The following is a 2304-nucleotide window of genomic DNA, read 5'->3' as shown; positions in this document are numbered from 1 at the left end:
GGCATCCTGCCCCTTCGTCGTCGTATCCGACTGCGTCGGCGATACCGACACGACGGCTTACGCCGACGTTCTTCTCCCCGCCGCCGGCTGGGGCGAGAAGGACGGCACCGTCACCAATTCCGAACGCCGGATCTCACGCCAGCGCAGCTTCCTGCCTCATCCGGGAGAAGCCAAGCCCGACTGGTGGATCGTCTCCCAGGTGGCGGCCCGCATGGGCTGGGGCGATGCCTTCGCCTACCAGTCCCCGGCCGATATCTTCGCCGAGCACGCAGGCTTGTCCGCCTTCGAGAACGACGGCAGCCGCGCCTTCGACATCGGGGCGCTGACCGGCGCCGATTACGACGCGCTCCCCCCGACGCAGTGGCCGGCCAAAGCCTCGCCGGACGGCACCGCCCGCTTGTTCGCCGAAGGCGAATTCCCCACGCCGGACGCCCGCGCCCGCTTCGTCACGGTCCGGGCGGAAGACCCCGCCACGTCAGCCAGCGCCGAATACCCCTTCATCCTGAACACCGGCCGCATCCGCGACCAGTGGCACACGATGACCCGCACCGGCCTCGTCCCGCGCCTATCCAGCCACATCGCGGAACCGTTCGTAACACTCAACCCAGCCGACGCGGTCACGCTGAACCTGACAGACGACGATCTGGCCGTCCTGCGCTCCGCCCAAGGCGACGCCACGCTGCGCGTCCGCGTCACGCCCGATCAGCCCCAAGGCCAGCTCTTCGCGCCGATGCACTGGAACCGCCGCTTCTCCGGCAACGGCGGCATCAACGCGCTGACCGCTCCGGTCACCGACGCGGTTTCCGGTCAGCCGGAGCTGAAGCATACCCCCGCAAGCCTGAACCCGTTCAAGCCGGCCTGGACCGCCTTCCTCATCACGCGCGGCGAAGCCGCACCGCCGCCGTCAGCGGAATACTGGTCGCGCAGCGCCGCCGCCGGCTGCACCGTCCTGATGCTTGCCGGCACCGTACTGCCCGCCGACGACCTCACCACCTGGGCCGAAACGCTCCTCCCTCCGCTTCCCGGAATCGACTATCACGACAAGCGGCGCGGCATCCACCGCTGGGCACGGCTAGACGGCGACCAGTTGGAGGCCTGCCTGTTCCTCAGCACCGGGCAGCCGCTCCCCAGCCGGGCATGGCTGGTTTCCCTCTTCGCCGCTACCGAAATGGACGGGCCGTCGCGCATGGGCCTGCTGAGCGGCCGGGCGCCCGCCGATGCCCCGGACGAAGGCCGCACCGTCTGCTCCTGCTTCAACGTCGGACTCAACCGCATCGCCGCCGCGATCCGCAACGGCGGCCTGACCTCCGCCGAGCAGATCGGCGTCGCCTTGAAAGCCGGGACCAATTGCGGGTCCTGCATTCCCGAACTGAAGGAGCTGATCGGCCATGTCCGATGCGGTCAAGCCGCCTGAGACGCTGCCCTCCCAGCCCGGCCCGGTCCACCTTGTCGGCGCCGGCCCCGGCGATGTCGAGCTTCTGACGCTGGGCGCCGTCCGCGCCATCAAGCATGCCGACGTAATCCTGTACGACCATCTCGTCGGCCCCGGCGTGCTGGAGTTCGCCCGCCCCGGCGTCGAACTCATCCCCGTGGGCAAGCGCGCCGGCCGCCACTCCATGAAGCAGGTCGAGATCAACGCCCTGCTGCTGGAACACGCCTTCATGGGCCGCCGCGTCGTCCGCCTGAAGGGCGGCGATCCCATGATGTTCGGCAGGGCCGGCGAGGAAGCGGCATACCTGCGCCGCCACGGCATCGAAGTGACGGTCGTCCCCGGCGTCACCGCGGCGCTTGGCTGCGCCGCGTCCTCCCAGATCCCCCTGACGCTGCGCGGAGTTTCCCGCAGCGTCCAGTTCGTCACCGCGCACTGCATGGACGACGACGCGACCAACGCGATGGACTGGAGCAAGCTCGCCAACCCCGACGGCACGCTGGCGATCTACATGGGCCGCACCCAGCTACCCAACTTCAGCGCAAAACTGATCGAAGCCGGCCTCTCCCCCGACACGCCAGCCGCCGCCATCGAGAACGGCACCCTACCGACCGAACGCCGCTGTTTCGCCACCCTTGCGACCCTGGCCGCCCGCGCCGCTGCCGAGTTGGGCGACGGCCCCACGCTGGTCCTCATCGGCCACGTGATCGACCATCGTCCGCAGGAAACCTACAGCCACGAGGAGCTGCCGCAGGCAAGTACTCGCCGGGTATTCGAGCGGATATGAGCAGCACTTCTGTAGAACATATTACAGTAACTTCGTTCTCGTAGGTCGGCCTAAAGCGAAGCGGCAGCCGACAAGCAGGCGCGTCCAT

2 protein-coding genes are annotated in these 2304 nt (G+C 68.7%); both read left to right on the top strand.

The window, feature by feature from the left end; translation table 11 throughout:
• Positions 1-1414 (top strand): molybdopterin dinucleotide binding domain-containing protein (locus AC5JJ6_RS10025; protein ID WP_496041902.1); only part of this gene is annotated, 1414 nt, incomplete at its 5' end.
• The gene (gene cobA, locus AC5JJ6_RS10020) at positions 1389-2216 is read left to right on the top strand and encodes a uroporphyrinogen-III C-methyltransferase (RefSeq protein WP_496041901.1); all 828 of its coding nucleotides are present in this window, start codon (positions 1389-1391) and stop codon (positions 2214-2216) included. The genes AC5JJ6_RS10025 and cobA, both read left to right, overlap by 26 nt.
• The last annotated feature ends 88 nt before the right edge of the window (positions 2217-2304 follow it).

The organism is Skermanella sp., assembly GCF_059503625.1.
This window is presented reverse-complemented; position numbering and strand designations above follow the sequence as displayed.

Coding starts and splice junctions, on each gene's coding strand:
- cobA (WP_496041901.1), top strand. CDS start 1,389: ATGTCCGATGCGGTCAAGCCGCCTGAGACGCTGCCCTCCCAGCCCGGC.